The sequence below is a fragment of the Tahibacter aquaticus genome (assembly GCF_004363655.1).
GTDB classification, from domain to species: Bacteria; Pseudomonadota; Gammaproteobacteria; order Xanthomonadales; family Rhodanobacteraceae; genus Tahibacter; species Tahibacter aquaticus.
On the sequence record NZ_SNZH01000059.1, the window covers coordinates 1 to 2,111 of the forward strand.

1 protein-coding gene is annotated in these 2,111 nt (G+C 70.0%); it reads left to right on the plus strand.

What is annotated here, in order from left to right; translation table 11 throughout:
• Positions 1-2,111: carboxypeptidase-like regulatory domain-containing protein (locus tag DFR29_RS28755; protein ID WP_133822076.1), on the plus strand; the 2,111-nt coding region annotated here is incomplete at both ends.

Consider the following 2,111-nt stretch of genomic DNA (forward strand, 5'->3'; position numbering starts at 1 on the left):
GACGTGCTGCTGCAGTTGGTCGACAGCGTGGTCAACCTGCCGATCTCGTTCTTCGACGCCAACGGCTTCCTCTACGACGTCGGCGGCAACGGCGGGCTGCTCAGCGGCCTGCACAACGTGTTCGGCGGCAGCGGCCCGGACAGCGGCGGCCTGCGTCTTGAGCTGATCCGCAACAACGTTGCCGTGCCCTTTGCCAACGGCGACGGCAGCCTGGGACGCCTGCGCGGCGACGGCCAGGAAGTCGAGTTGGACGAGAACCACGCCTTCGGCCTTCGCGTCGTTCGCCGCGTGCTGGCCCCGCGCGCCGGTTATTTCGTGCGCTACATCGAAACGCTGGAAAACCTGGGCTCCAGTCCGATCAACGTCGATGTGCGCGTGCGCACCCACCACAACGGTGCCGACGGCAATCCGCGTGTGGTCGACAGCTCCGACGGCGACCAGATCCTATCGGTCTCCGATCCGCTGCTGCGCGACCGCTGGGTCGTCATCGACGACCAGAGCGACAACGATCCGTTCGCCGCGAACAGCAGTCCGCCCAGCGCCCATCTGTTCGACGGCAGCGGCGCGGCTTTGCAGGTGGCGCAGGCCGAATACGAGCTGATCGGCCTGGTCGGCCGCCTGAGCTACCGCTGGAACAGCCTCACCGTGGCGCCGGGCCAGCGCGTCTCGCTGATGCATTTCGCGCTGAACCAGATCGGTCGCCAGAACGCGCGCGAAGCGGCGCTGCGTCTGGCCCAACTGCCGCCCGAGGCGGTCGACGACCTGACCACGGACGAGCGCCGCGCCATCGTTAACTTCGCCGTGCCGGACCATTCCGCGCTGGGACCGCTGCCCAACCTCGCCGCCGGCGTGATCGACGGTCGCGTGCTCTCCGGCGACGGCGTCACGCCCATCGCCAGCGCCGCCGTCACCTTCCGCAGCAAGCACCCGTTGTTCGCCCGCGCCCGGTCCACCATCAGCGATGCACAAGGTGCGTTCGAATTCCGCTCGCGCCTGGACGGCTCGTCCAACAACGCCGTGGTTCCCATCCACGCTTTCGACCTGGTCGCGCGCCATCCCAACGCCGGCACCAGCACCGCGACCACGCCCGGCGATTTCGTACCGACGCAGACACAGACCACGCAGGACTTGGTCTTCGTCGGCAGCGGTGACTTGCGCGGCCTGGTCAAGCGGCACAACCAGGCCACGGTCGGCGGCGCGGTACTGCGCCTGTGTACCCTCGACGACCGCAACCGCTGCAACGAAGGTCAGTCCGCACCGATCAACTCGACCGTGTCGGCCGAAGACGGTAGCTACGCCCTGCTCGCGAACGTGCCGCGCAACTACTTCGTGTTCGCCGACCAGCCGCATCCGCAGGGCAGCCCGCTGTGGGGCCGCGGCCAGGGTACCGTGGTCGCCGGCGGCGTGACCGTAGCGCCGGTGACGATGGAACCGACCGGTTCCGTCACCGGCACCGTGCGTTCCGCCGACGGCACGCCGGTGGTCAACGCCCGCGTGGTGCTGTTCATCGACGGTACCCCGCCGCGCGTACGCGAAGCGCTCAGCGACACGTCGGGCGATTACGGCCTGTTCGACGTGCCGTTGGGCGAACACCGCATTACCGCGACCGACGCCATCAGCCAGGCCATGGCCGAGGCCATGGTGACGGTGACCACGGACGGCGTGGCGCGGCGCGACCTCACGCTGGCGGCTTTCGGTCAGATCCAGGTCGCGGTGGAGTTTGCCCGCGGCGCGCCGGCGGGCGGCGCCGTGGTCCTGCTCAACGAAGGCGCTCCTGTCAGCGCCGACAGCAACGGCGTGGCGCGCTTCCCGGTGGCGGCCGGCACCTACCGCGTCGAAGCCCTGCATCCGCACAACCCCACAGCGGCGCTGCGCGGCCGCGCCGAGGCCACGGTCAGCAGCAGCGGCCAGCAGGTCGCCGTGCGCGTCGTGCTCGGCGCCGCCGGCAGCGTGCACGGACGCATCGTGCGGCCGGACGGCACCACGCTGGCGGGGGGCTTCCCGTACGAGATCCGCCAGATCGGCGGTGGCGACTACCGCGACGCGACGCGGCAGACCTCGCCCGAAGGCAATTACGTCCGCGCCGGCCTGCCGTTGGGACGCTACCTGAT